This is a genomic window from Streptomyces axinellae, from assembly GCF_039532135.1.
GTDB classification, from domain to species: domain Bacteria; phylum Actinomycetota; class Actinomycetes; order Streptomycetales; family Streptomycetaceae; genus Streptomyces; species Streptomyces axinellae.
In genome coordinates this window covers 54,318-80,801 of sequence record NZ_BAAARJ010000015.1, presented here as the reverse complement: position 1 = coordinate 80,801, position 26,484 = coordinate 54,318, and the positions used below count along the sequence as shown (strand labels likewise).

The 26,484-nt window shown below is 69.8% G+C and carries 16 protein-coding genes and 1 pseudogene; 5 read left to right on the top strand and 12 right to left on the bottom strand.

Annotated elements, in window-relative coordinates; translation table 11 throughout:
• The first annotated feature begins 108 nt into the window (after nucleotides 1-108).
• Both ABD339_RS22225 and ABD339_RS22220 read left to right on the top strand, forming a co-directional pair.
• Nucleotides 109-2,304 carry a DEAD/DEAH box helicase gene (locus tag ABD339_RS22225; RefSeq protein WP_344568177.1) on the top strand — a complete coding sequence of 732 codons (2,196 nt, stop codon included), beginning with the start codon at nucleotides 109-111 and terminating at the stop codon, nucleotides 2,302-2,304.
• A 163-nt stretch (nucleotides 2,305-2,467) separates the two neighbouring features.
• Nucleotides 2,468-3,214: a hypothetical protein gene (locus tag ABD339_RS22220; protein ID WP_425576055.1), complete on the top strand. Its 747-nt coding sequence runs from the start codon at nucleotides 2,468-2,470 to the stop codon at nucleotides 3,212-3,214.
• Nucleotides 3,215-3,302: 88 nt separating this feature from the next.
• Here ABD339_RS22220 and ABD339_RS22215 read toward each other — a convergent pair whose 3' ends face one another.
• From ABD339_RS22215 to nrdR, 6 genes are all read right to left on the bottom strand, one after another.
• A complete protein-coding gene (locus ABD339_RS22215) occupies nucleotides 3,303-3,638 on the bottom strand; it encodes a hypothetical protein (protein WP_344568175.1) in 336 nt (111 codons plus the stop codon).
• 396 nt (nucleotides 3,639-4,034) lie between these two features.
• A complete protein-coding gene (locus ABD339_RS22210; protein WP_344568174.1) occupies nucleotides 4,035-4,712 on the bottom strand; it encodes a ribonuclease HII in 678 nt (225 codons plus the stop codon).
• 681 nt (nucleotides 4,713-5,393) lie between these two features.
• Entirely contained in the window at nucleotides 5,394-6,050 is a 657-nt protein-coding gene (locus ABD339_RS22205; protein ID WP_344568173.1) for a histidine phosphatase family protein, read from the bottom strand.
• Nucleotides 6,051-6,065: 15 nt separating this feature from the next.
• Entirely contained in the window at nucleotides 6,066-6,788 is a 723-nt protein-coding gene (locus ABD339_RS22200; RefSeq protein WP_344568172.1) for a YdbC family protein, read from the bottom strand.
• A gap of 474 nt (nucleotides 6,789-7,262) precedes the next feature.
• Complete coding sequence (locus ABD339_RS22195) at nucleotides 7,263-10,160, bottom strand: vitamin B12-dependent ribonucleotide reductase (protein WP_344568171.1); 2,898 nt, start codon at nucleotides 10,158-10,160, stop codon at nucleotides 7,263-7,265.
• A 165-nt stretch (nucleotides 10,161-10,325) separates the two neighbouring features.
• On the bottom strand, nucleotides 10,326-10,955 hold the full coding sequence (gene nrdR, locus ABD339_RS22190) for a transcriptional regulator NrdR (protein ID WP_344568170.1): 630 nt from the start codon (nucleotides 10,953-10,955) through the stop codon (nucleotides 10,326-10,328).
• Between the two features lie 593 nt (nucleotides 10,956-11,548).
• On the opposite strand from nrdR, the pseudogene lexA reads away from it, so the two are divergent.
• Nucleotides 11,549-12,226, top strand: a pseudogene (gene lexA / locus ABD339_RS22185) (transcriptional repressor LexA); the annotation flags it as partial.
• A gap of 261 nt (nucleotides 12,227-12,487) precedes the next feature.
• Here the strand turns inward: lexA and ABD339_RS22180 are convergent.
• The 4 genes from ABD339_RS22180 to ABD339_RS22165 all read right to left on the bottom strand — a co-directional run bounded on the left by ABD339_RS22180 (nucleotide 12,488) and on the right by ABD339_RS22165 (nucleotide 19,704).
• Entirely contained in the window at nucleotides 12,488-14,461 is a 1,974-nt protein-coding gene (locus ABD339_RS22180; protein WP_344568168.1) for an ATP-dependent DNA helicase, read from the bottom strand.
• 210 nt (nucleotides 14,462-14,671) lie between these two features.
• Nucleotides 14,672-16,474: an IucA/IucC family protein gene (locus ABD339_RS22175; RefSeq protein ID WP_344568167.1), complete on the bottom strand. Its 1,803-nt coding sequence runs from the start codon at nucleotides 16,472-16,474 to the stop codon at nucleotides 14,672-14,674.
• A gap of 470 nt (nucleotides 16,475-16,944) precedes the next feature.
• Nucleotides 16,945-17,703, bottom strand: coding sequence for a GNAT family N-acetyltransferase (locus ABD339_RS22170; RefSeq protein ID WP_344568166.1), 759 nt, complete (start codon nucleotides 17,701-17,703; stop codon nucleotides 16,945-16,947).
• Between the two features lie 33 nt (nucleotides 17,704-17,736).
• A complete protein-coding gene (locus tag ABD339_RS22165; protein ID WP_425576064.1) occupies nucleotides 17,737-19,704 on the bottom strand; it encodes an IucA/IucC family protein in 1,968 nt (655 codons plus the stop codon).
• Nucleotides 19,705-20,386: 682 nt separating this feature from the next.
• On the opposite strand from ABD339_RS22165, the gene ABD339_RS22160 reads away from it, so the two are divergent.
• Nucleotides 20,387-21,610, top strand: a complete 1,224-nt coding sequence (locus ABD339_RS22160) for a trypsin-like serine peptidase (protein ID WP_344568164.1) — start codon at nucleotides 20,387-20,389, stop codon at nucleotides 21,608-21,610.
• A 323-nt stretch (nucleotides 21,611-21,933) separates the two neighbouring features.
• On the top strand, nucleotides 21,934-23,103 hold the full coding sequence (locus ABD339_RS22155; RefSeq protein WP_344568163.1) for a trypsin-like serine peptidase: 1,170 nt from the start codon (nucleotides 21,934-21,936) through the stop codon (nucleotides 23,101-23,103).
• Nucleotides 23,104-23,267: 164 nt separating this feature from the next.
• Here the strand turns inward: ABD339_RS22155 and hflX are convergent, their stop codons facing one another.
• Nucleotides 23,268-24,758, bottom strand: coding sequence for a GTPase HflX (gene hflX, locus ABD339_RS22150; RefSeq protein ID WP_344568162.1), 1,491 nt, complete (start codon nucleotides 24,756-24,758; stop codon nucleotides 23,268-23,270).
• A gap of 234 nt (nucleotides 24,759-24,992) precedes the next feature.
• A complete protein-coding gene (locus ABD339_RS22145) occupies nucleotides 24,993-26,447 on the bottom strand; it encodes a M1 family metallopeptidase (protein ID WP_344568161.1) in 1,455 nt (484 codons plus the stop codon).
• Between the last annotated feature and the right edge of the window lie 37 nt (nucleotides 26,448-26,484).

Genomic DNA, 26,484 nt, shown 5'->3' with positions numbered 1-26,484 from the left:
CCGCGAGTTGTACACAGGAGAGCATCGGTAATCTGCTCTTCATACGAATCCCGGGTTTTCCACAAGCCAGGTTCGTCCATAACCGGTGCCATCGGGTTGCATAGATGCATGAACACAGAGCTGCGCCGAGAGGCCGATGCCGTGCTGGCGGATCTCGTCGGCGATCGTGAGACGCCAGCACGGCTGCGCACCGATCAGTGGCGAGCCATCGAAGCCCTCGTCGCGGAGCAGCGGCGGGCTCTTGTCGTCCAGCGGACGGGCTGGGGGAAGTCGGCCGTGTATTTCGTGGCGACCGCCCTGCTGCGCAAGCGCGGTGCCGGACCGACTGTCATTGTCTCCCCGCTGCTGGCGCTGATGCGCAACCAGGTCGAGGCCGCCGCTCGGGCCGGGATTCACGCCCGCACCATCAATTCCTCCAACCCGGAAGACTGGGGCACGATCCGGGCGGAAGTCGCCGCAGGAGATGTGGACGTCCTGTTGGTCAGTCCCGAGCGCCTCAACAACCCGGACTTCCGCGACCAGGTACTCCCCCAGCTGACCGCCTCCACCGGTCTGCTTGTCGTCGATGAGGCGCACTGCATCTCCGACTGGGGTCATGACTTCCGCCCCGACTATCGCCGGCTCCGTACGATGCTCGCGGAGCTGCCCCCTGGTGTGCCGGTGCTCGCGACCACTGCGACAGCAAATGCCCGGGTCACGGCCGATGTGGCTGAGCAGCTCGGCACCGGCAAGGGTGCCGCCAGCGGCCACGCGGAGAAGGCAACGGGCGTGGCTCCGGCTCTGGTCCTCCGCGGCCCGCTGGACCGAGAGAGCCTGAGTCTGAACGTGCTCCGCCTTCCGGATGCCTCCCACCGTCTCGCCTGGCTCGGAGAACATCTCAAGGAACTGCCGGGCTCCGGCATCATCTACACGCTCACCGTGGCGGCGGCCGAGGAGGTCACCGCCTTCCTCCGCCAATGCGGTCATGAGGTGGCCTCGTACACCGGCAAGACGGAGAACGCGGAGCGGGAGGCCGCTGAGGCCGACCTTCTGGCCAACCGTGTGAAGGCGCTGGTGGCCACCTCGGCTCTGGGCATGGGTTTCGACAAGCCTGACCTCGGCTTTGTCGTCCACCTTGGTTCGCCCTCCTCGCCCATCGCCTACTACCAACAGGTGGGGCGCGCGGGCCGCGGGGTGGACCACGCGGAGGTCCTCCTCCTGCCGGGCCAGGAAGATGAAGCGATCTGGAGGTATTTCGCATCGCTGGCCTTCCCTCCGGAGGAACAGGTACGCCGCACACTCGACGTGCTGGCTGCCTCCGAGCGGCCCATGTCCCTGCCCGCCCTGGAGCCGAGGGTGGAGCTTCGAAGGTCACGGCTGGAGGTGATGCTGAAGGTCCTGGATGTCGATGGTGCAGTACGACGCGTCAAGGGCGGCTGGACCGCGACAGGCAGTCCGTGGGAATACGACGCCGAACGGTACGAGTGGGTGGAGCGCCAGCGCCAGGCGGAGCAACGGGCGATGCGCGGCTACACCGAGACCACCGACTGCCGGATGGAGTACCTCCGGAGGGAACTCGACGACGAGGGGGCCGCGCCTTGTGGCCGGTGTGACAACTGTGCGGGCAGAAGGTTCACGGAGGAGGTGGACGAGTCCCTCGTCGTGGCGGCCCGGGGCGAGTTGCGCAGTCCTGGAGTCCGGGTGGAGCCACGGAAGATGTGGCCCACTGGCATGGAAGCCGTCGGTATGAACCTCAAAGGACGCATTCCGGAACAGCAGCAGGCCGGGACCGGCCGGGCCCTGGGCAGGCTCACCGATATCGGCTGGGGAAACAGGCTCCGCCCATTGCTCTCCGTAACCGGTGAGGATGGGCCCGTGCCCGACGATGTGCTCCAGGGAGCGGTGACCGTGCTCTCCGACTGGGCCAAGAACCCTGAAGGCTGGGCATCGGGGTCACCGGACGCACCCGAGCGGCCGGTCGGGATCGTGGCGATCGAGTCCCAGACAAGGCCACAACTGGTGCGGTCCTTTGCGGAACGGCTCGCGGACATCGGCAGGATGCCGCTCCTGGGCGCGCTGATCAGTGTGGATGAGTACGGCGTCAAAGGGGCGCCTCGCAGCAACGGCGCACAGCGGCTCAGGACGGTGCACGAGGCGTTGGCCCTACCGACGGAGCTGGCCGACTCCGTCGCAGCGATGGGCGGTCCGGTGCTGTTGGTGGACGACTTCACCGACACCGGATGGACCCTCACTGTCGCTGCCCGGCTGCTTCGCCAGGCCGGTGCGAAGGAGGTGTTGCCGCTGGTCCTGGCGGTTCAGAACTGACAGGCCGCCCAAGGAAGCAGAGGCAGAGAAGAGGAAACAAGGAACATAGCGGGAACAACGAAAGGAGACAGCCTCAGAAGGCCGCGTGATGCACCAATTTGTTCGTTGCCGCCTCCCTCCGGGGCCGCGAGAATTGGAGCGGTTTCAGGACGAAGGGAGGAATGTGACCTTCGGCTTTGCTCCGTCCCCTGGAAGCGATCCCGTCTCCCGGCTCGGTCGTATGCTCCAGCCGGCCGAGTGGGCCGCCGCCGGTATCCCGCTCCTGCGCGACCCCCGTGAAATCGTCACCGGACTCTATGAACGTCATCTCCCCCGCCCGTCCACCACCGTGATAGCGGTGCTGGGACCCGAGGAACGGCTCGTAGCCAGCGCGTCGTTCAGCCAACACCCGGCCCGCCCCGACGGCTGGGAGTACCGAAATGCCCTGCTCGGTCAGCTCCGGCAGGTCATCCCGCACGACCTTCGCCTCCGGGCCCCTGTCCGCACCGCGGTGCTCCTTTGCTGCCGGCTGGGCGAGCAAGGATGGACTGCTGTGGACGGTGCCTGGATGTGGGGCCTGCGCGACGCCTGCACCCTGCACGGGTTGCGCTGCGGGGCCTACATCACGCTGACAGCAACAGGGTGGCAGGTGCTCGGGGAGGGGCGGGGCGGGCGGCGTCCCTCGGCCGTGACGCTGCAGGAGCGCTCACCTTCCAAGGGACAGGCCGCCTCCGCCGACGGCGCGCATGCCCCTGCTCCACCGCCCCCGTCCTCAGCCCGGAGAACAAATGCGGTGACCAACGGGCGACAGGCAGCCTCGGCATCCAACCCGACCGGGACGCCTCGGAGTTCGCACCAGACCCCTGCGGCGCGAACTGGCGGCAATGACGCTGCCGCCAGACAGCATCCGCGTCCGGCAGCAGCGCTGTAGTGCTGTAGCACCCAAAAGCAGGCCCCGGCCGCCCCCGGGCCCGTGCTCCACAGGGCCGGGCGGCTGCCCGGCCCAGGTGGACCAGGGCTCAGAGCAGTGCGCGCAGGCGCTCAGGATCGCCACACACGATGAGCTGCTCGGTGGCCTTCTCCAGAGCGCCCGGCAGGGCAGCCGCAGCGTCGGAATCTGTTCCTCCGTTGACCGCGAGCAACACGATGGTGCGATGCGTGGTGCGGGCTATCGCGGAAGCGTGGGCGCAGAAGATGTCCTCTCCGTCGGCAAGTTGGCGCCAGTAGGCGTCCTCGCCGAAGGAGAGTTCGTGCTGTGCCCACGGATGCTGCTCCCCGGTCGTGAGGAGCAGGATCTCACCGGGGGCGCGGCCCTCGTCGAGGAGCTTGTCGACGGTCTCGTCGGCAATCTCCACGGCGGTGGCATCGGTCGCTGGGACCAGTTGGATCTGGGCCGCGGCGGGGGCCGTAGCGGCAGGCGTGCGCGGGGCCGGCGGGTTCCCCTGGCGAGGGGCGCCAGGGCGCCCGGGGGTGCTGGGGCCCTTGCTGTCCACGCGCGGAGGTGCGGGCCGCGGGGATGGCCGGGGGCCGGGTACGGGTGCTGCGGTGTGGGATGCCTGCGGAGTTCGGGCTGCTCCCGCTGCGTTGCGGGGGCCCGGGACGCTCTCGTAAATCTGTGGCTCCTCGGGAGTGAGAGGCATGAGGTGTTGTCTATCAAATGACTGAATGAGACGTGTCAGCGGGTACGGGATCCAGGAGGGAATTCCGGTGTGGCTCCAGTACGTCGTGACCGCCGCCCGGGTGGGGCCGGGTCAGAAGAGGCCGATCTGTTCTGTGGGCTCGCTCCGAGTGCGCTTGAGATGCTTCCAGCGGGTCAGTGCGTCCATGTAGGACCAGGACAGCCGGTGGTGCGGTGTGGGGCCGCACTCCTCCAAGGCTGCCTTGTGCACGGGCGAGGGGTATCCGGCGTTGTCCTGAAAAGCGAACTCCGCGTGCTCCGGGGCAAGTTCGGTCATGATCTCATCCCGGCGGACCTTGGCGATGACGGAGGCCGCGGCGACGGCGACGCAAGTCTGGTCGCCCTTGATGACCGTGCGGACCCGCCAGGGCGCTCCGAGATAGTCGTGTTTGCCGTCCAGGATGATGGCGTCGGGACGTTGCGGCAGGCCCTCCAGGGCGCGGACGGCGGCGAGCCGGAGGGCGGCGGTCATGCCGTGCTCGTCGATCTCCTGTGGAGAGGAGTGACCGAGAGAGTAGGCGGTGACCCAGTTGCTCAGCTCCGCCGCGAGCTCGCTGCGGCGTGGCTCGGGGATGAGCTTGGAGTCGGTCAGGGTGGGTGGCGGACGGCGCAGTCCTGTGATCGCGGCGCAGACCGTGACAGGCCCCGCCCAGGCTCCGCGGCCGACCTCGTCCACTCCAGCGATGATCTTCGCACCGGTGGTCGCGCGGAGCGATCGCTCGACGCGGTGGGTTGGGGGCTCGTACGGCATGGCATTAACAAGCGTATCCGCTGGGGATGCGGCGAGTTCAGCCGAGTCCGCCAAAGGGCGAGAAAGTTCGCCGGCGGTCGCGGGTGGAGGTCGGATGGTGACGGAGAGTTCACAAACGGGCCACCCGCTCCAGGCCCAAACTCCATGTCCAGACTCCATGCCAGACTTGTCCAGCGCCTGCTGCACGGTCTCGGGTTCGCGGCTGTCCCCGTGTCGGGCTCGACTTCCGGGGCCAACTTCCCGGCGGCTTCAGCTTCAGCTTGGGCTTCGGCTCTCGGGGTGCTCCCCGCTCTGGCCGTTCCGGCAAGCCCGGTGAACCCGGTGGAGCCTGTGAACCGGCGGCGGCTCGGTGCCGGCCATCCGCCCGGACAGCGGTCGGCGACAGTGCAGGTGGCGCCCGCGTGAGCCGTGAGCCGTGAGCCGTGACACCACAACGACATCAGGAGCCGGGCCACCGAAGAGACCGCTCACCAACTGACTCCGTTTGCCGCCCTGTTGGCGCTCAAGTCAGGCGTCGCCTCCCCGGCGCCACTCCCCCCGCCACGGCCCCGCGGCAATGACACGACACCGCAAGCAGCCCTGGCCACAACTGTCGGGGGCCGCCAGGGCTGACAGGACTGCCGCTCCCCGTGCCCCGTCCTTCACCGCCCTCGTCGAAGACACGGGTACCGGCGCGTGGCGTCACCGGTCCCCGTAGGGGCGGGGGGTCCGCCAGCGTTCGAAGGGACGGTCCAGGTGGTATCGCCCGCCTGGGCCCAGCAGGAGCGCGCGGGTCTCGCCGTTGTCCGGGTTGGAGAGGGACTCGAACTCCTCGACGGTCCAGTGGAACCACCGCATACAGAAGAGGCGCATGGTGAGTCCGTGCGTGACCAGCAGGACATTCGGCGGGTTGTCGGGGGCGTCGAAGCTGCGCCAGAGGCTCTCCAGGAAGGCCCCGACCCTGTCGTAGACGTCAGCGCCGGACTCGCCCTGGGCGAAGCGGTAGAAGAAGTGCCCGTAGGCGTCGCGGTATTTCTTCTGCTGGCGTACGTCTTCGCGCTCCTGCCAGTTGCCCCAGTCCTGCTCGCGCAGCCTGGGCTCCTCGCGGACGCGCAGCTTCGAGGTGTCGAGATCGAGTCCGGCGAGGGTCTCGCGAGTGCGGCGGTAGGGGGAGACATACGCGGAGACCCGTTCGGCCCCGAAGATCTCGCGCAGTCGCTTGCCGGTGTCCCCGGCCTGTCGCACACCGCGTTCGGTCAGGGCCAGTGCGTGATCAGGTACGCGTTCGTAAATGCTGTCGTCGGTGTTTCCCTCCGACTCTCCATGGCGCAGAAGGACGATACGACGGGGACGTGCCATGGTCACCACATTAGGTCAGACCGTCCAGCCCGGCTCCAGGTCGATCACGTCGCCGGTGACGTCGGTGATGTCGGCGCCTGTCTGTGCGCGCAGCGCCAGCCGCTCCACCCGTTCCGGCCGGTATTTTCCGTGCTCGGCGGCGGAATCCCACATCGACAGGACCAGAAACTCGTCCTCTGGGGCCGTCTGCGACTCGGAGCGGGGCCGCTCCCCGGAGCCGGACAGCGCTCCCGCACTCGCCTGGGGCCCGATGCGGGGCCGATTCTCGGTACGCGCCTGTGGCTGGTTCTCCAGATGTGCCTGTGCGAAGATCCCACGCAGCATGCCTGGCGATCCGGCCATCGCCGGATTCCACACCTTCTCCTGCATCAGGATGTAGTGCTCGGCACGGTCCGGCCGCACCCGGCAGTGGGCCACCCGCAGCAGATCCGCGTCGGTGAAAACGGGTCGGAAGCCGGTCTTCACATCGAAGCGGTATTCGAAGAGCCGCACCTGCGCGTTCTTGTAAGTGCCGACCTGCGAGGCGTGGAGCCGGTCGTGTGAGCGGGCCATGAACGAGTCGTAGAAGGCACGGCTGTCCCAGAAGCCGAAGAGGTGCACCACCCCGTCCCGAGTGCGGCTCCATCCACCGCCCTGACCCCGGAAGCCCGGCTCTCCGGGCAGTCCAGCCCACTTCCGCTGCGCCCGCGCGAATCCCGGACGGTCCACGACGGTGCAGCGCACCCACTTGACCAGCACCGCGCTATCGTACGGCCATCCTGGTGACACTCCGGTTCTCTCGCGGCCACGTACCCAGGGTCTTCACTCGACGGTGTTCCGGGGCCCCGCCCGGGTCAGCCGCCCCTACCCGTCCCCGCTGCCCCCTGGCGCATCCCCCGTCTCCCCTGTGTCCCAGCCTCCCGGCCGAGTCCACAGCGTCCGCGTGTCCATCCGACGAGCACACCGGGCGAGATTCGCACCCGCAACGTGCTTCCTCGGCCACTGCACACCACATGACAGGGACAGAAAGGGACAGAAAGAGGAGGGGGAGCCGGCCTCGACCGACTCCCCCTCCTCATGAGCTAGCCCTTTTCACGGGCAACAGCTTCTTCCGAAGGACCATGGCACCTCGCGAAAACCCTCGCTCCTCATGAAAACCCTGGCTCCTCGTGGAGAGCCCTGGTTTCTCACCGAAGGTCAGGCTCCTGCCGAAGCGCCGGCTCCGGCAACTGCCTAGCTGCAGCCGCTGGTCGAGCCGCAGCCCTCGCACAGGTAGCAGCTGCCGGCGCGCCGCATCTTGGTACCGCAGGAGAAGCACAGCGGAGCGTCGGCGTTGAGGCCGAGTTGCATCTCCATCAGCTCCGTGGAGTTGTGCGCTTCCCTGGGTGCGGGGGTCGCGGCCTCCGGTTCGGTGGCGGTCCGCTGGACATCCTTGGCGTCCTTGGCCTCCTCCTTCGGCAGGGCCAGCTCCGCCTTGGGCGCGGACTGGGCCAGGCCGTCGGCGTCGAAGTCGGCGTCGTCCGGTTCGTACGAGCCGGTCTCCAGGTGACGCTCGCGTTCGGCGGCGGAGTGGATGCCCAGGGCCGAACGGGTCTCGAACGGCAGGAAGTCCAGTGCCAGGCGGCGGAAGATGTAGTCGACGATCGACTGGGCCATCCGCACGTCCGAGTCGTCCGTCATTCCGGCCGGCTCGAAGCGCATGTTGGTGAACTTCGAGACGTATGTCTCCAGCGGCACGCCGTACTGGAGGCCGACGGAGACGGCGATGGAGAAGGCGTCCATCATGCCCGCGAGGGTCGAGCCCTGCTTGGACATCTTCAAGAAGACCTCACCCAGGCCGTCGTCCGGGTAGGAATTGGCCGTCATGTAGCCCTCGGCGCCGCCCACGGTGAAGGAGGTGGTGATGCCGGGGCGGCCCTTCGGGAGGCGGCGGCGGACCGGGCGGTACTCGATGACCTTCTCCGGCTCGGGCTGCTCCTCCTTCTTCTTCTCCTTGGCCTTGGCCGAAAGCGGCTGGCCGACCTTGCTGTTCTCGACATAGACGGCGAGCGCCTTGGTACCGAGCTTCCAGCCCTGGAGGTAGATCTCCTCGACGTCCTCGACCGTGCTGCTCGCGGGCATGTTCACGGTCTTGGAGATGGCGCCGGACAAGAACGGCTGGGCCGCCGCCATCATCCGGACGTGTCCCATCGGGGAGATGGAGCGCTCGCCCATGGCGCAGTCGAAGACCTCGTAGTGCTCCGGCTTGAGGCTGGGCGCGTCCACGACGTTGCCGTGCTCGGCGATGTGCTCGACGATCGCCTCGATCTGCTCCGGCTGGTATCCGAGGCGCTTGAGGGCCTTGGGCACCGTGTTGTTGACGATCTGCATCGAGCCGCCGCCGACGAGCTTCTTGAACTTGACCAGGGCGAGGTCGGGCTCGACGCCGGTGGTGTCGCAGTCCATCATCAGGCCGATGGTGCCGGTCGGGGCCAGCACGGACGCCTGTGCGTTGCGGAAGCCATTCTTCTTGCCGAGCCGCTGCACGTCCTGCCACGCCTCGGTGGCCGCGGCCCACACCGGAGTGTCGAGGTCGTCGACGCGAGTGGCGCTGTCGTTGGCGTCCCCGTGCTGCTGCATGACGCGCTTGTGCGCGTCGGCGTTACGGGCGTACCCCTCGTACGGGCCGACGACCGCGGCCAGCTCGGCCGAGCGCTTGTACGAGGTGCCGGTCATCAGGGAGGTGATGGCACCGGCCAGGCCCCGGCCGCCGTCGCTGTCGTAGGCGTGACCGGTCGCCATCAGCAGGGCACCGAGGTTGGCGTAGCCGATGCCCAGCTGGCGGAAGGCCCGCGTCGTCTCGCCGATCTTCTCTGTGGGGAAGTCAGCGAAGCAGATGGAGATGTCCATCGCGGTGATGACCAGCTCGGTGACCTTCGCGAAGCGCTCCGCGTCGAAGGACTGGTTGCCCTCGTCGTCGTCGCGCAGGAACTTCATGAGGTTGAGCGAGGCGAGATTGCACGAGGAGTTGTCCAGGTGCATGTATTCGCTGCACGGGTTGGAGGCGGTGATGCGGCCCGTCTCCGGCGAGGTGTGCCAGCGGTTGATGGTGTCGTCGTACTGGATGCCGGGGTCGGCGCAGACGTGGGCGGCCTCGGCCATCTTGCGGAAGAGGGACTTGGCGTCCACTTCCTCGACCGTCTCGCCCGTCATGCGCCCGCGCAGCGGGAACTTGGCGCCGGACTCGACGGCCTTCATGAACTCGTCGTTCACGCGCACCGAGTTATTGGCGTTCTGGTACTGGACGGAGGCGATGTCGTCGCCGCCCAGGTCCATGTCGAAGCCCGCGTCGCGCAGGGCGCGGATCTTCTCCTCCTCCTTCACCTTGGTCTCGATGAACGCCTCGACGTCGGGGTGATCGACGTCGAGGACGACCATCTTGGCCGCGCGGCGGGTGGCGCCGCCCGACTTGATCGTCCCGGCGCTGGCGTCGGCACCGCGCATGAAGGAGACCGGACCGGAGGCGTTGCCGCCGGAGGAGAGCAGTTCCTTGGAGGAGCGGATGCGGGAGAGGTTCAGACCGGCGCCCGAGCCCCCCTTGAAGATCATTCCCTCTTCCTTGTACCAGTCGAGAATCGACTCCATGGAGTCGTCCACGGACAGGATGAAACAGGCACTTACCTGCTGCGGCTGCTTCGTGCCGACGTTGAACCACACCGGGGAGTTGAACGCGAAGACCTGGTGCAGCACGGCGTAGGCCAGCTCATGCTCGAAGATCTCAGCGTCCTCGGGAGAGGCGAAGTAACCGTTCTCCTCACCCGAGGCCCGGTAGGTCTTCACCACGCGGTCGATCAGTTCCTTGAGGCTGCTCTCCCGCTGCGGGGTGCCCACGGCGCCCCGGAAGTACTTGCTCGTAACGATATTGACCGCGTTCACCGACCAGAAGTCGGGGAACTCGACGCCACGCTGCTCGAAGTTGATCGAGCCGTCGCGCCAATTGGTCATGACGACGTCGCGGCGCTCCCAGTTCACCTCGTCGTACGGATGCACGCCGGGAGTCGTGTGGATGCGCTCGATGCGCAGCCCCTTGTTCGCCTTGCTGCTGCCCTTCGCGCGGGAGCCGCGTGCCGGGCCGCTCGTCGTCTCTGTCATTCCGCCTCCCTGTGTGGGGCATAACGCCCCAACATGCCCCGGTTCTTCCCCGAGATCTGTGCCTGTCTGTTGACCCGGACACGGTGTGTGCCCAGGCCAGGTCTCTGTGTGTGTGCCGGATGCCCATGACCCGGCGTTTCGGCCCCGCGCTCGGCGGCCGGCCGCTCAGCCGGCGGCTGCGGACGCCGGGGCGCTGGAGGCTCCGTCGCCTCCGCCGCGCCCACCGGGCCGCTGACTCCCGCCACCGCCCCCGGCGGGCCTGCCCTCTCCTGGCTCGCCCTCCGTGGCGTCGCCCCGGACGGGGCCGCCTCCTGTGGAGCCCTCACCTCCGGTGGCGGGCGGACGCGGCGGGTGCGCCTCGCGCAGTTCGGCTATGGCCGTCTCGAAGTCCTCCAGGGACTCGAACGCCTTGTAGACCGAGGCGAATCGCAGATACGCGACCAGGTCGAGGTCCTGGAGCGGGCCGAGTATGGCCAGCCCGACGTCGTGGGTGGACAGCTCGGCGCTGCCGGTGGCACGGACCGCTTCTTCCACCCGCTGGCCGAGTTGCGCCAGCGCGTCCTCGGTGACGGGCCTGCCCTGGCATGCCTTGCGGACGCCGGCGATGACCTTGTCCCTGCTGAAGGGCTCGGTGACGCCACTGCGCTTGATCACGGTCAGTGACGCGTTCTCCACCGTGGTGAAGCGGCGGGAGCAGTGGGGGCACTGGCGTCGTCGTCTGATCGCCGCACCGTCATCGGCCGTACGGCTGTCGACCACGCGACTGTCGGGGTGCCGGCAGAAGGGGCAGTGCATCGATTCCACCCTCCCAGGACTCTCGGAGCCCTCACCGTGCATGACAGATAGCGCCGCGCAAGCCCCGTCACAGGAGCCCCTCGACGCACACCCCAGCATAGGCCAAGTCCCTCCGGAGTGAGCACCGGGGACCACAACTTCTGGTGGTGCGCGCTCATCAAACCACTAGATCTGGTAGGCCAGACATCATCGCGATTCCTACGCGTGTCGCACTCGGCGCGGCCCCGAGCCTACGCGAGGCGGGGTGCCCGGCCGGGCGCGGGGCACGCCTGCGACACTGTGCACGGCGGCGACGGAAGCCGGCCCCGTGCGGCAGCAGAACCGCGACAGGGCCTCCCGGGCGCGGCCCATACACCTACCAAGCGGGCAGAGTCCGGTGAACTGCGAATTTTCACTCGAACGTGTGTTTGGCGCAACCTTTCGAAACCAACTACCGTTGTCCAACTAGGGAGAACCGTTCGAGAGGGGCCCACATGACCACCGCAGCAGACAGCGCCACCATCACCTCCCAGAACCGCGCCGCGCAGTCGACCGACGAAATTCAGCCGGTGAACGACGCCACGAGCGCGGAGACTCAAGAAGGTCCACAGGCGAAGCGTTCCTTGCCAGGACGACCTCCCGGCATCCGCGCGGACAGTTCCGGACTCACGGACCGGCAGCGGCGGGTGATCGAGGTGATCCGGGACTCCGTCCAGCGGCGCGGCTACCCGCCGTCCATGCGCGAGATCGGCCAGGCCGTCGGCCTCTCCAGCACCTCGTCGGTGGCGCACCAGCTGATGGCACTGGAGCGGAAGGGCTTTCTGCGCCGGGACCCGCACCGCCCCCGCGCCTACGAGGTGCGCGGCTCGGACACGCCCAGCACTGCGCAGGCCGCGGCCGACACGACAGGCAAGCCGTCCGCCTCCTACGTCCCGCTGGTGGGCCGGATCGCGGCCGGTGGACCCATCCTCGCCGAGGAATCGGTCGAGGACGTGTTCCCACTGCCGCGCCAACTCGTAGGCGATGGCGACCTGTTCGTCCTCAAGGTCATCGGAGACTCGATGATCGAAGCCGCGATCTGCGACGGCGACTGGGTCACCGTGCGGCGCCAGCCGGTTGCCGAGAACGGCGACATCGTGGCCGCGATGCTCGACGGAGAGGCGACCGTCAAGCGCTTCAAGCGCGAGGACGGGCACGTCTGGCTGCTGCCGCACAACGCCTCGTACCAGCCGATCCCCGGGGACGACGCCACCATCCTCGGCAAGGTCGTCGCCGTGCTGCGAAGGGTCTGAGACCCCCCGCCCCTGCTGTTCTCGTCTCCCGGAAAGACCTTCCGGCACGCTGTACGGCCCCTCGCGGCCGGAGGCCGACGGGCCGCTGGTTCCCTCCGCACCGGAACCGGCGGCCCGTCGGCATGCCCGGGGCTGCGCGTGCCCCGGGCCAGGCGCCTCCCCGGCTCCGCACCTCTTGGGCACGCAGGATCTCCTGCCCTGTCCGTCTCCTGCCGTGCCCGTCTCCGGCGGCCCTGCCCGTCCGCACCGGCGGGAAAGCGCTCAGGGCTTGGCGGCCTCGTCGATGGCGGCCAGCGAACGGCGCACCTGGTTGCGGTCGGTCGTGTACCAGAAGCTGGGCATGGAGGCGCGCAGAAAGCTGCCGTACCGGGCGCGCTCCAGCCGGGGGTCGAGGACCGCGACGACTCCCCTGTCGCCCGTCGCCCGCACCAGCCGGCCCGCGCCCTGCGCCATCAGCAGCGCCGCGTGTGTCGCCGCGACCGCCATGAAGCCGTTGCCCCCCGCCTGCTCCACTGCCTTTTGCCGGGCGCTCATCAACGGGTCGTCCGGGCGGGGGAAGGGCACGCGGTCCATGACCACCAACTGGCAGCTCGGGCCCGGCACATCCACGCCCTGCCAGAGCGAGAGCGTGCCGAACAGACACGTCTCCGCGTCCTCGGAGAACCGGCGGATCAACTCCCCCAGTGTCTCCTCGCCCTGAAGGAGGATCGGCAGCCCCAGCCGGCCCCGCAGTTCCTCAGCAGCCGTCTGCGCGCCCCGCATCGAGGAGAAGAGCCCGAGCGTGCGTCCGCCGGCGGCTTCGACCAGCTCCGCCAGCTCATCCAGCATGTCCGCCCGGGAGGCGTCCCGGCCGGGCGGCGAGAGGTGCTTGGCGACGTAGAGGATCCCCTGCTTGCCGTAGTCGAACGGAGAGCCGACGTCGAGCCCCTTCCACGGGGGCGTCTGCGACTCTTCGTCGTCGTCACCGATGCCTTCCGGGGCGAGGCCGAGAGAGGCGCCGACCCCGTTGAAGTCTCCGCCCAGCTTCAAGGTGGCGGAGGTGAGGATCACGGAGCGCTCAGTGAACAGCTTCTCGCGCAGCAGCCCGGAGACCGTCAGGGGTGCCACCCGCAGGGAGGCGCCGTAGCGGTCGTGGCGTTCGTACCAGATGACGTCGAACTCGGAGCCCTCCAGGATGCGTTCGGCGACATCGTGCACGGTCTCGACAGCGGCCTTGGCCTGCTTGCGAACCGCGTCCTCATCCTGGACGGACTTGTCGCGTGTGTTGCCCAGGGCGCTCAGGCAGTTACGGCCCGCGTCGCGCAGCGCCATCAGCGCGTACCCGAGGTCGTCGGGGACCGACTCCAGGCGACCCGGAAGGGCCAGCTCCATCAGGCGCTCGAACGTCTCGGCAGCGGTCTGGAGCTGGTCGGCCGCCTTCTCGTCGATCAGCTTGGCCGCCCGGCGCACCGCGCGGTTCACCCCGCCGGGGGTCAGCTCGCCGGTGGCGACCCCGGTGACGCGGGAGACCAGCTCGTGCGCCTCGTCCACGATGAGCACCTCGTGCCCCGGCAGGACCGGGGCGCCCTCGATCGCGTCGATGGCCAGCAGCGCGTGGTTGGTGACGATCACATCGGCGAGCTTGGCGCGCTCGCGTGCCGCCTCGGCGAAGCATTCGGCGCCATAAGCACACTTGCTGGCGCCCAGGCACTCACGGGAGGCGACAGAGACCTGTGACCAGGCGCGGTCGGAGACGCCCGGGGTGAGGTCGTCGCGGTCGCCCGTCTCCGTCTCGTCCGACCAGTCGCGCAGGCGGAGCAGGTCCTTGCCGAGGCGCGAGGTCGGGGCCGCTCCCTCGAACGGGTCGAAGAGCCCGTCCTCTTCTTCCTGCGGCACGCCTTCGTGGAGGCGGTGCAGGCACAGGTAGTTCGACCGGCCCTTGAGCATGGCGAATTCCGGGCGGCGGCGCAGCAGCGGGTGCAGCGCATCGACCGTGCGCGGCAGGTCGCGCTCGACGAGTTGGCGCTGGAGCGCGAGCGTGGCGGTGGCGACCACGACTCGCTCGCCGTGTGCCAGCGCGGGGACCAGATATCCCAGCGACTTGCCGGTACCGGTGCCCGCCTGTACGAGGAGGTGGCGTCCGTCATCGACGGCCTCGGCGACGGCTTCGGCCATAGCGGCCTGACCTGGGCGTTCGGTACCCCCGACGGCGGTGACGGCGGCCTGGAGGAGTTCGGTGAGGGCGGGCTTGCTCATAGACCCGACACCCTACGCGGCGGCACTGACACTCCGCCTCACGACGACCGGCTCTGTACCCCGCGGGCGACCGGCTCGTTCCGGCTGCTTCCGATTACTTCCGGCCCCTTCCGGCGGCTCTGACCACACCGGCCGCACCGGCCACACCCGCTGCTCCCGTGCTCCGGCTGCTCCGGCTGCTCCGGCGACGGATCGTTTCGTTCCGTGCGGCTACGGTCCGTACAAGGGGTTGCGCACCGTCCCGTGTACGGCGGCGTGGGGGCGCTCGGCCCTGTCTCGGTAGCCGTCCAGATGCAGACGGTTGCGGTTGAGACACAGCCGCTCGATGCGCGGCGTGAGCAGGTCGAAGGTCTCGAAGCGGGGCTTCAACGCGGGGAAGCGCTCGTGGTACCGGTCGATCTCGGCGCGCAGAAGTGACCAGAAGTCCTCCTCGGGCACCTTGAGTTGTTCCTCGCACAAGGGCGCGAGAAAGCGGAAGACGCCGACAAAGAGCGCGGAGTGGATGAACTGCGTGAGGAACGCGGGCTGCTCGCTCAGCAGCACGGAACGCACGTCCTCGGGCATGGAATCCAGTTCCGGTACCGGCTGGGCGCTGACGTTGACATCATCGACGAAGTCCTTGATCGCCAGCCGTACGGGCACATCCCGCTCGTCGAAGACGACGATGGCGTTCTCCCCGTGCGGTGAGAAGACGGTGCCGTAGCGGTAGAGGAAGTGCAGCAGGGGCGGCAGCAGCGCCGCGAACAGGTGGGCCAGCCATACTCCGGGCTCCAGGCCCGAACGGCGGACGAGTTCGGCGGTCAGGGCCCGTCCCCCGGCATCCGTGTGGATGAGGGCCGCGAGGGTGCGGGCGCGCTCGCCGGGGGCGAGGTAGGGCGTCAGCGGCTCTCGCCAGATGCAGCCGAGCAACTCGCGGTACTGGTACGGCGCATCGGACAGCTGGTCGTAGACCGGGTGGGCGACGGCGACGGAGGCGACCTCGCCCAGCAGGATGACCCGGCACTCCTCGGACAGGAACGGGTCGCCGTCGCGCAGACTCTGGACCCAGGAGGTCACGGCCGGGGCCGCCAGCGTCCGCTGGGTGGGCAGGCCGCGCCAGACCAGGGTGTTCAAGATCGCGAGCGGCAGCTTGACGGTGTGCCGGTCGGGCCTGCTGGTGTTCAGGAACGTACGGACGGACTGCTGGGGCAGCCGCAGATCGCCGTCCGTGCTCAACGGCACGATGGCACTCTCGGCGAGGGAGGAGGCGAACAGGGGGGCGATGGTCTCGTCCCACTGCCAGGGGTGCACGGGCAGATAGAGGTACTCCTCGGGGGGCAGCCCCCGTGAGCGCAGCGTCTCGTCGAAGCCCAGGAGTGTCCCGTGGCTCAGCTCGCGCGCGTACAACCGGTGCGGCTGGGCCAGGCCCGGAACCCCGCGGTACTGCGCCAGGCCCTTGCGTACGGCGATCCAGGGCAGCGGGCCCGCGGTGCGGCCTTCCGGCGCCCAGCGCGCGGTGTCGGAGGCGGAGAATCCGAGTCGCCCTTTGTTGGCGACCAGCCAGGGGTGTCCTCCCATGTGGCCCTCCAGATCCGCGTAGCCCAGGGACGCGAGGTCGGCGACGGGCAGCTCGGTGGCCAGCAGGCGGGCGTCGGCGGCGAGGGTGGCGGTCAGCTCGCGCAGGTAGTGGCCCACGGTTTCGCAGCGGATGCCGAGCAGGTCGCGGGCGCGGGCGAGGAAGGCCAGCGGGTCGAGTCCCTCCTCCAGCGAGGAGGAATCGACGCTCCAGTGGCCGTAGGCGCCCCGTCGGGCGCGGAAGCGGAGGGTGAGGCCGTCATCGACTTTCAGCGTGTACGCGTCGGGCCCTGTCCCATGGTCGGTGCGGGGCTGGAGGATCTCCTCATAGGCGAATTCGGAGATCATCTTGGCGAGCAGCCGGCGGGCGGCGTGGTCCCAGTGCTGCCGGTCCAGGCCGGCGGGGGCGGCTAGCGGAGCGCAGTCGTTCGACGATGATCCGGTCGACGGTAGGGACATGGGCTTGCTCCTTGTGGGAGGGGACGGTTTCAGTGAGCGGTGCGGCGGAAGTACGCGAAGCCCGGGGTGCGGGGAGCCCTGCGACCCTGCGGGCGGCCCCTGGAGCGTCGGTCGTCGGCGGACGGACCGCCGGGGGCGGGCCGTCGGGCACGGACCGTGGGGGACGGACGGGCCGTTGGGGACGGACGGGCCGTTGGGGACGGACGGGCCGTTGGGCGCGGGTGGGCCGTTGGGCGCGGGTGGGCCGTTGGGCGCGGGTGGGCGGGTGCGGAACAGCCGGGCCGTCGGCCCGGGGCCAGGTAGAGGGGGCGGGCCGAGGGCCGGGGAAAACGTTCGCCGGATGCCGGGCGGTGCCGGAACTCGCAGCATCCGGTGGGCCGTTTCCGGGCCTGCCCGGCATTTCGGCCCTCGCCGCCGTCCGGACGGCGCCCCGTCGTTTCACGTTTTCGCCCGCCATCCGGTCCGGCCGCTCAGAGCATGTGCCGCAGCGCGCGGTCCCGGACCATCAAGGCAGCGCGCTTGGCAGGGAGTTCGACCTCGGCCCCGAGGCGGAATCCGGCCCCCAGGAAGGCCGCGACGGAGGGAACGTTGCGCACATCCGGCTCGGCCAACACGCGTGCGCACAGGGGCCGGTGATCGAGCACCAGGTCGGCGACGGCTCGCAGCAGCGACGTGCCGATGCCCCTCCCCCGGTGGGCCACGCCGCCGACCAGCAGGTGGATGCCGGTGTCGTGCGGCCTGGTGGGGCAATGGCGCGCCAGGGGGTCGAGATCGGCGCGGTACAGCTCCCAGTAGCTCATCGGCGCGCCGTCGAGCACCCCCAGGCAGGGCACGCTGCGCCCGTCGCCTTCCAGTTGGGGGCGCAGATGGGCCTCGGTGACGGATTCGGGCCCGGCCAGCTCCCAGAACGCCGCGACTGCCGGATCGTTCATCCAGGCGGCGATCAGCGGCAGATCGCGTGCCAGGTGGACGGGGACGAGCCGGAAGCGCCCCACGCCGGTCTCGGCGGCCGGCCAGTCGGCGGGCGAGTCGAGCAACCCGCCGCGCCGCGGGGGCCCGCCGCGGCTCTCCGCCGGGTCGTTTCCCTCCCGCAGCGCGAGCAGGTCGCCCCACTGCTGGGACAGTTCGAGATCGAGGGTGTCGTCACTGCTGGAACTTGAGCCGGGATCCGCCGTACCGGAGCCGGGGGGCCCGGCGGGTGGTGCGGAACCTGGCTGGGTGTGCGGCATGACGACGTCTCCTCCCGTGCTGGGGGCAGGGGGTCAGAGGGCTAGGGGGTTGTCCAGGGTGACGTAGACGGACTGCGTATCGACCGGGCCGACCAACTCGTCCATCCCGTGCAGACGGGTGAGCAGATTGGCCTTGCAGCGGAGCGTGGCGGACTCCAGCAGGAGCGCGGGCAGCGGCGAGACGGGCTCGTCCTCCCTGCCGCGCGCCGCCCCCTCCAGGAAGCGCCGGAAAGCGGCGATCAGCAACTGTTCGTCGGCGAGGTGCTGGGCACCGAACGCGCCGATGAGACCGAGGACGTTGTTGATGCCGAGGTAGTACGCGAAGCGTTCGTCGGTGACCTCGTCGGCGACGAAGGTGTCGCTGGCCACTCCGAGCCCCATGCCCGGCAGCCGCTTGACCAGTTCCTGCCTGCGGGAGACGCGGAAGTAGTACCCCTGGTTGTCGCGGTAGCGTCCGCCCTCGGGCCAGCCTTCGGCGTCCAAGAGCACGAGGGTGTTCTGCTGGTGCGCCTCCAGCGCGATCCCGGCGTGCGCGTCGAGCCAGAGCACGGGACGCACGACGGCATCCAGATACCGCAGGAACCACTCGGTGGCCACTGCCGCGACCGGCCGGCCCGTGCGCACGGCCAGGGCGGCGACCACCCGGGCGAGCCGTGAGCGCAGCGCGGTCGGCGGCCCGGTCGGGTCCGGTACCGGCGCGGTCAGCCCGGCGACGCAGACGGCGTCGTCGGAGGGGCCGAAGGGGTTGTGCCGGATGACCGTGTCGAAGCCGTGGACGCGCTTTTGACCGGGGAGGTCGATGCCGAGCCAGGCGGGGTCGCGGACGATGTCGAAGCCCGGGTGTGCGATGCGCCAGGCCGCGCCCAGGCTGCCGCGCAGCAGCCGGTGGATCTCGACGCCGCGCAGCAGTTCCTTGCGCAGGTTCTCCCGCCGCGAGTTGGTGATACGCAGACCGAGGGAGAGCTTGAGCATGGCGGCGGCGCCCGGACGGAAGACGGTGCGCACGGAGGATGTCGGATACCAGTGCTCTCCCGCTTGCCCGAGGTCGTGCAGCAGACCGGCCTCCAGCAGCGCCACCACGTCCGGGCTGTGGCTCAGCTCGCGAGCCTGCCAGGGGTGCAGGGGCAGCGGCACGCAGTCTTCGGGCAGGCGCGCGCCGAGTGCGGGCCGCGCCATCCGGAGCGCCAGTTCGGCGGCGGGGACGGGCTTGCCCCGGTCGGTCCAGGCCGAGTCCCCCGCCAGCACGGAGCGGTCCACGGCCATCCAGTGCAGCGGAAAGCTGCCGCGCAACTCGGGTGAGAAGACCCTGGCCTCGGCCTCCGAAAGCCCCTCACGGCTCTTCGGCGTGGGGTGGAGGGGGTGCCCGAACAAGAGCGCCTGCTCACCGTCGAGGAACGGGCAGGTCTCCGCGGGCTGTTCAGGGTGTGCCCGGCGTTCGCTGAGAAAGTGGGCGGTGCGCTGGAGCGAATCGGCGACTCGGCCGACCAGAGCGGCGCCTTCCGCCTCCGGCGCGCGGCGCGCCCCGTGCGCGGCCTCGCGCCCGATGAGGGCGGCGAGCGCCACGGCTTCGAGCGGCGGCGCGTCCTCGGGGGCCCGGTCCAGGAAGGGCGGGTCGAACCGGTGGCAGCCGACGGACGACCAGTGGCGTACCGGAACGGTGAGGGTGGCACCGGTGGCGGGGAGCGGGACGCGCAGCACGCCGTCCTCGGGGCGGGTGAGACCCGTCTCGCGCACCCAGCAGCGCAGCAGGTTCTCCAGCGCCGCGGCATCGGCGGCCCGCTGCGCGCTGGGGTCTTCCAGCGGGTCACCGCCCAGACCGGTGACGTTCTCTCCCTGTCCGGCAGCCGGATCGGCCGCACTGCCCGGGCCGCCGTTCGGACCCGCGAGCGTCCCGGGTTTCGCCGGCGCCGTGGATCCGGCCCTCTCCTCCTGGTCGTGGGCGCCGGACTCGCCGTTGCCGCCGTCCAGCACGCCGGTGAGCGCCACCGCACCGGAGTGCATGGCCACCGCGCCGGAAGGGGCCGCCGCACCGACAAGAGTCGCCGCATCGTGGAACGGGGTGTCATGGACGGGGACTTCACGGACCGGCGCCTCGTGGCCCGGGACTTCGGGCGGCGAGGCTTCATACGACGCCTCGTGGAGCGCCGGGTCGTGCGGTGCCGGATCGTGCAGCGCCGGGTCGGCGCGCGGATGGCCGGGGCCGTGGATCAGTCCTTGGCCGCTCAAATCGTCGTGCCATCCGGTGCGCCGCGGCTGCCGGGGCACGGCCGGCTCGATGAGCCGGGCGAGCCTTTTACGGACCGGGCCCTTCGGGGCGCCTTCGGCTCCGGAGCGCGCGTTCACTGAGGTGTCCTCCGATGATGTCGACTGGGCGCGCTGGGCAGCGAGCCACTGTCCCCCGTACGTACCAACGAAGCGAACGGCGCCGGATCACGGGCATGTTGAAGATCCCTTGCGTCTCGGGAGGCGGGCAGATCGCGCCCCGCGTGCGCGTGCGCGGCCGAGGCATGCGGGCGTCCGGGACCAGGACCTCGTCCGTGCTGCGCTCTGTGGCCGGTGGGGGAACCGCGGACCCTGCTGCGCCCGTCCCCCACCTCACCGGGCATAGTGGGGTGCCCGCCCCTCCCGGCGAGGTGCATGACAAATTCACAGGCACGAGATCCACTTCAGGGGGAGTTCAGCCATGCCATCGATAGCCAGGTCAGCGCGGCGCCGCTCGGCGTTGGCCGCGGCGGCGGTCGTCGCCGTACTGACGGTGACCGCGAGCGCCTGCGGTCCGGAGGACGACAAGGCGGACGAGAAGCCCGCCGCCGCCCCGTCCGAGTCCAAAGAGGCCAAGGATCTCAAGCGTGACCTCGGGCTGCCGGACAACCTCCCCAAGGACCTGCCGACATCGCTGGACGACCTCGACAAATGGCGCGATGGCCAGTGGAAGAACTGGAACCGGGACAAGTGGCTGAGCGAGGCCAAGGAGTTCTTCAACCCCATCATCGATGACCTGTGGGACCCGGACCGTATGAAGGACGCGGACGGGAACGACCGCAAGGTCGATGATTCGGACATCGACGACAGCCAGAGCGGCGGCAAGGACGGCACCGGCGAGGACGAGGGCGTCACCGATCCGACGCCCCAGCCGGTCAAGGCCGCGGCGGTGCCGACGCCGTACAACCAGGACGATCTCCCCGTCGGCAAGGTGTTCATGGACACCCCGAAGGGCTCGATGGTCTGCTCGGGCACCGTCATCAAGGACCCGAACCACCCGGGCAAGTCCAACCTCGTGGCGACGGCGGGCCACTGCGTGCACGGCGGCGCCGGCAAGGGCTGGTTCCGCAACGTGATCTTCGTGCCGGACTACAACCCCCAGGGTCTGCCCAACGCGCAGTTGGAGAACGCTTCGAAGAGCGCCGTCGCACCGGACGGCATCTGGTGGGCCAAGCACGCGCGCACCACCAACCACTGGATCAGCACCGGCGCGGACCGGGGCGGCAAGGGCGCACAGCAGGACTTCGCCGTCATGAAGGTGCAGCCCGAGGACAAGAGCAGCACCACTTCGCTGGAGGAGAAGGCCGGCGGCGCCGTGCAGGTGGCCTTCAACACCCCGCGGGTCAAGTCGCTGAAGAGCCTGAGCGCCGTCGGATACCCGGCCGCGCCGCCCTTCGACGGCTCGAAGATGTACCGCTGCACCGATAAGCCGGGCCGTCTCACGCTCGACCCGGCACAGCCGACGATGTACCGCATCGGCTGCACCATGACGGCAGGCTCCTCCGGTGGCCCCTGGCTGAGCGCCTCGGGCAAGCGGCTGCTGTCGGTGACGTCGATCGGTCCGGTCACCGCCGACTGGCTGGCAGGCGCCCGCCTCGGCAAGGAGGCCAAGGGCGTCTTCGACGCCGTCAGCAAGCAGGGCTGAACCACAGGCGCCGAATCAGCGCCCTCCGCTCCGCCCCCGGCAGCGTTCCCGGCCCGGGGGCGGAGGCACACGGCCGGCCGGAAGCACCGGAACCACCGCCGCGCCAAGGCGACATCGGCTCGCGGAAGCGGCGCTCGGCGGCCAGAAGCCGGGGCCCAGCAGTCGTCGTACGGGCGTACGGCGCATGGCGCACAGCTCCGCGCGGAAGCAGGTCGGGCGCGGAAAACGTCGGCACAGCAACAGGGCGCGTCCGCGCGCCGATTCATCTCAGGGGGACTCGCATCCGCATGTCACGTGTAAGCAGATTTCGCCGCCGTCCAGCAATGGCCTTCGCCGCCCTCGCCGCGGCGCTCGCCGTCACCGCGACCGCCTGTGACTCGGGCGGCGGCGGCGACAAGAAGGACGACGCCAAGCCCGCGCCCTCCGCCTCGGCGGGCGGGTCCGCGAAGCAGGACTCGCTCGGCATCCCCGACAAGCTGCCGAAAGACCTTCCCACCTCACTGAAGGACCTCGACGAGTGGCGTGGCGGGGCCTGGAAGAACTGGAAGAAGGACCAGTGGGTGCGTGAGGCGGCCGACTTCATCAATCCGTACATCAAGGGCCACTGGAGCCCGGGACGGATGAAGAAGGCGGAGGACAACGAGAAGCAGGTCCCCAAGAACGTCGAGAGCACCTCCGGTACGGCCGCGACGGACCCGGAGCCCGCAGCGGTCAAGGCCGAGGGCGTGCGCACGCCCTACACGCGCAACGCGGCACCGGCCGGGAAGATCTTCATGGACACGCCCGACGGTCCGATGGTCTGTTCCGGCACCGTCGTGAAGGATCCGCGCCACCCGGGCAGGTCCAACCTCGTGGCCACGGCGGGTCACTGCGTGCACTCCGGCCGGAACGGCGGCTGGCTGCGCAACATCAACTTCATCCCCGCCTTCAACGACCAGGGCCTCTCCCCCGCCGCGCTGAACAGCGCACGGCCCGAACAGGTCGCGCCGTACGGGCAGTGGTGGGTGAAGTGGGCGCAGACTTCCAATTACTGGATCCAGAAGGGCGCCAAGTCCGGGGGCGGCGGCTCCCAGCAGGACTTCGCCGTGCTGCGCGTCGAGCCCGTGAACAAGAGCGGCAAGTCGCTGGAGGAGACCGTCGGCAATGCCGTGAAGGTCAACTTCCACGCCTCCTCCGCCCGTATCAGGGGCGTCAGCTCCTTCGGGTACCCGGCGGCCCCGCCGTTCGACGGTTCGAAGATGTACTCGTGCACCGGGCGGCCCAGCGATCTGACGATCGACCCGCAGCAGCCCGCACTGCACCGTGTCGGCTGCACGATGACAGGTGGCGCCTCGGGCGGCGCCTGGCTGGTCAAGGGCTCGGGAGGCAAGCCGGAGCTGATCTCGGTCAACTCCATCGGCCCCCACCCGGCGACCTGGCTCGCGGGGCCGCGCCTGGGCGCGACGGCCAAGGGTGTCTTCGACGCCATCAGCACGAAGTACGGGGGCAGCTGACCTGAGCCTCGCCGCCCGCGCCCCGCGCACGGACAAACGGAGGCCCCGCTTCCCTTCCGGATCCCGGAGGGGAAGCGGGGCCTCCGCCGTGGTGCCGGACGCCCGCGGAGCACGCGGGATATGCCGACCGCCGCTGAGGGCCGTACCACTCGAACGCCTCGCGCTCAGGCCACGGGCTGGAACTTCCGCAGCTCGGCCGCCAGTTCCTCGTGCACCCTGGCCTTGAGGAGCGTGCCCTGGCCGGTGTGCTCCTCGGAGAGCACCTCGCCCTGATTGTGCACGCGGGAGACCAGCTTGCCCTCGGTGTAGGGCAGCAGGACCTCCAGCTCGACGGAGGGGCGCGGGAGTTCGTTGTCGATCAGCTCGCGCAGGTCGTCGATGCCCTGACCGGTACGGGCGGATACGACGAGTGCGTGCTTCTCGGCGTGCAGCAGCCGCTGGAGGACCACGGGGTCGGCGGCGTCCGCCTTGTTGACCACGACGATCTCCGGTACCTGTGCGGCGCCCACCTCCCGGATCACCTCGCGCACGGAGGCGAGCTGCTCCTCGGGGGCCGGGTGGGCACCGTCCACCACGTGGAGGATCAGATCGGCGTCGCCGACCTCCTCCATCGTGGAGCGGAATGCCTCCACCAAGTGGTGCGGAAGGTGCCGTACGAAGCCGACCGTGTCGGCCAGCGTGTAGGCCCTGCCGCTGGGGGTTTCGGCCTTGCGCACGGTGGGGTCGAGGGTGGCGAACAGCGCGTTCTCCACCAGCACACCCGCACCGGTGAGGCGGTTGAGCAGCGAGGACTTGCCGGCGTTGGTGTATCCGGCGATGGCGACCGAGGGGACCTTGTTTCGCCTGCGGTCCTGGCGCTGGACGTCGCGGCCGGTCTTCATGTCCGCGATCTCCCGGCGCATCTTCGCCATCTTCTCGCGGATGCGCCGACGGTCCGTCTCGATCTTGGTCTCACCGGGGCCACGCGTCGCCATACCGCCACCGGCCGAACCGGAGCCACCGCCGCCCATCTGGCGAGAGAGCGACTGCCCCCAGCCGCGGAGCCTGGGCAGCATGTAGTTCATCTGCGCCAGCGCCACCTGCGCCTTGCCCTCACGGGACTTGGCGTGCTGCGCGAAGATGTCGAGGATCAGCGCCGTGCGGTCGACGACCTTCACCTTGACGACGTCTTCCAGGTGAATGAGCTGCCCGGGGGTCAGCTCACCGTCGCAGACTACGGTGTCGGCGCCGCTCTCCAGCACGATGTCCCGCAGCTCGGCAGCCTTTCCGGAGCCGATGTAGGTGGCGGCGTCGGGCTTGTCACGCCGCTGGATGACGCCGTCGAGAACCAGTGCACCCGCCGTCTCGGCGAGTGCGGCCAGCTCGGCGAGGGAGTTGTCCGCGTCGGCGGCGGTACCGGAGGTCCAGACGCCGACCAGCACGACGCGCTCCAGGCGCAGCTGCCGGTACTCGACCTCTGTGACGTCCTCCAGCTCGGTGGAGAGACCTGCCACCCGCCGCAGCGCCGCCCGCTCGGAGCGGTCGAACTGATCACCGTCACGGTCCTCGTCGAGCGTGTGACTCAGAGCGACGTCCTCTTCCATCAGGGCGTCGGCTCGGCGGTTCGACTGGGCGATGCGCTGGCCGTTCTGTGGAAGGGAAGAGGAGAGGGTCAAGTGGATCCTTAAGGTCGAGGGAGATTCTGTACGGGACAACGCCCCGGCGGCCGGGAAGATTCCCGGCCGCCGGGCCGGCCAGGCGGTCGCGCCCGGGGGCGCGACAGAAAGATGGTGGCACGCCGGAGCAGTGCGGTCACCCCGATTTCAGGGCGGCCCGGGGGCGGGGACAGGCGTACGGGCAGGCACAGGCGGCCTGCGGCGGGGAGCGGCCGGCCCGGCGCCCGCCGGTTCTCAGCTCTTGGTCCAGCGCGGGTGGCCGGGCATGGGCGGGGTCGTCTTTCCGTAGAGCCACTTCTTCAAGAAAGCTCTCTGGTCCTGTCCGGAGATCTCGCTCGCCAGGGCGATGTAGTCGGCGGTGGTGGCGTTGCCGTCGGCGTACCGCCGCGGCCATTCGTGCTGGAGCCGGGCGAAGGCGGTGGCGCCGATCCGCTCGTGCAGCGCGTAGAGGACCACGGCCGCGCCGTCGTAGACGATCCGGCTGAACAGCCGCGTCTTGCTGCCCTCCTTGGCGGGCAGCAGCGCGGCGGGCGGGCCGAAGCGCTTGCGCCAGCCGTCGGACTGCCGGTACGCCTCCCGCATCCGGTGTTCCAGGGTGGGGCCGCCGCGCTCCGCGCCGTAGGACCACTCGTACCAGGTGGCGTGGCCCTCGTTCAGCCACAGGTCGGTCCACATGCGGGGAGTGACGCTGTTGCCGAACCACTGGTGCGCCAGCTCGTGCATCATCAGCGATTCCTTGTACCAGGTCGGGTAGGCGTGCGAGGTCAGAAGCTCCCGTTCGAAGAGCGACAGCGTCTGGGTCTCCAATTCGAAACCGGTCTGCGCGTCGGCTGCCAGCACGCCGTAGTTCTCGAACGGATAGCGCCCCGCCCTGCGCTCCATCCACGTCAGCTGCCCGGAAGTCCGATCCAGCCAGGGCGCGAGCGCGGTGCGCTGGGTGGCGGGTACGACATGACGCAGCGGCAGGCCGTGCGGTCCGGTGGCGCTCACGACGGCGGAGCGGCCGATGGAGATCTGCGCCAGTTCGGGGGCCATCGGGTGCGCCATCCGGTACCGCCATACGGTGTCGGCCCCGGCTCGCGCCTTGCCCGCCGGCAGGCCGCCGGCCACGACGGTCAGCTCCCGTGGGGCCGTGACGCGGAAGGTGAACAGCGCCTTGTCCGAGGGATGGTCGTTGGAGGGGAAGACGCGGTGGGCCGCGTCGGCCTGGTTGGCCATGGCGAGCCCGTCCTTGGTGCGCAGCCATCCGCCGTCGGCCTTGGAGGTCTCGCTGGTGTGCCTCAGCTCGACGCGCAGCCGGGAGCCGTGCTCCAGGGGGCGGACGGGGGTGACCACGAGATCCTCGCCGGCCCGCGTGTGCCGCGCGGGAAGCCCGTTGACCGTTACGGAACGCACCTCACCGGCGGCGAAGTCGAGGTTGAAGCGCTCCAGGGAGTCCGCGGTGACCTGGGCGTCGATCCTGGTACGTGCCGTCAGCGGCTTGGTGTTGTCGCCGCTGTAGTGGAAGTCGAGGTCGTACGCGCGTACGTCGTAGCCCGGGTTTCCCAGCTGGGGGAAGAGACGGTCGCCGACCCCTGCGGGCCGGGGGGCGGGGAGGGCTGCGGCGACGAGGGCGAGAACGGCCGCTGTGACCGTTCCCGCCACGGCGCAGCGGCGGCGGATTCCGGCGCGTGAGCGAGTGAGGGGCATGCCCCATCGCTACCAGCGCCCGGTGGACGCGCCCGCG

Coding starts and splice junctions, on each gene's coding strand:
- ABD339_RS22155 (WP_344568163.1), top strand. CDS start 21,934: ATGGCCTTCGCCGCCCTCGCCGCGGCGCTCGCCGTCACCGCGACCGCC.
- ABD339_RS22175 (WP_344568167.1), bottom strand. CDS start 16,474: ATGTCCCTACCGTCGACCGGATCATCGTCGAACGACTGCGCTCCGCTA.
- ABD339_RS22225 (WP_344568177.1), top strand. CDS start 109: ATGAACACAGAGCTGCGCCGAGAGGCCGATGCCGTGCTGGCGGATCTC.
- ABD339_RS22170 (WP_344568166.1), bottom strand. CDS start 17,703: ATGCCGCACACCCAGCCAGGTTCCGCACCACCCGCCGGGCCCCCCGGC.
- ABD339_RS22205 (WP_344568173.1), bottom strand. CDS start 6,050: ATGGCACGTCCCCGTCGTATCGTCCTTCTGCGCCATGGAGAGTCGGAG.
- ABD339_RS22195 (WP_344568171.1), bottom strand. CDS start 10,160: ATGACAGAGACGACGAGCGGCCCGGCACGCGGCTCCCGCGCGAAGGGC.
- ABD339_RS22160 (WP_344568164.1), top strand. CDS start 20,387: ATGCCATCGATAGCCAGGTCAGCGCGGCGCCGCTCGGCGTTGGCCGCG.
- ABD339_RS22165 (WP_425576064.1), bottom strand. CDS start 19,704: ATGCACTCCGGTGCGGTGGCGCTCACCGGCGTGCTGGACGGCGGCAAC.
- nrdR (WP_344568170.1), bottom strand. CDS start 10,955: ATGCACTGCCCCTTCTGCCGGCACCCCGACAGTCGCGTGGTCGACAGC.
- ABD339_RS22145 (WP_344568161.1), bottom strand. CDS start 26,447: ATGCCCCTCACTCGCTCACGCGCCGGAATCCGCCGCCGCTGCGCCGTG.
- ABD339_RS22210 (WP_344568174.1), bottom strand. CDS start 4,712: ATGCCGTACGAGCCCCCAACCCACCGCGTCGAGCGATCGCTCCGCGCG.
- ABD339_RS22180 (WP_344568168.1), bottom strand. CDS start 14,461: ATGAGCAAGCCCGCCCTCACCGAACTCCTCCAGGCCGCCGTCACCGCC.